This is a genomic window from Gilvimarinus algae, from assembly GCF_030518215.1.
GTDB classification, from domain to species: domain Bacteria; phylum Pseudomonadota; class Gammaproteobacteria; order Pseudomonadales; family Cellvibrionaceae; genus Gilvimarinus; species Gilvimarinus algae.
Window position 1 is genome coordinate 1 of sequence record NZ_JAULRT010000040.1, and the last position, 301, is coordinate 301.

Here is a 301-nt window from a genome sequence, read left to right on the forward strand (position 1 = left end):
AGGCCCGAGGTGTTGATGATCTCTTTGCCTGCTTCCACGTTGGTGCCTTCAAGGCGCACAACCAGCGGAACCTGCAGACCGACCTCTTTCACCGCGGCGACAACGCCCTCGGCGATGACGTCACAGCGCATGATGCCACCAAAGATGTTCACCAGGATGCCTTTGACGTTCGGGTCCGAGGTGATGATCTTGAACGCTTCGGTCACCTTTTCCTTGGTAGCGCCGCCACCAACGTCCAGGAAGTTTGCAGGCTCGGCGCCGTACAGTTTGATGATGTCCATGGTGGCCATCGCCAGACCTG

Annotated in this window: 1 pseudogene; it reads right to left on the reverse strand. The window is 58.5% G+C overall.

Going from position 1 to position 301, the window contains the following annotated elements:
* A pseudogene (sucC, locus tag QWI16_RS06155) lies at positions 1–301 on the reverse strand (succinate--CoA ligase subunit beta); the annotation flags it as partial.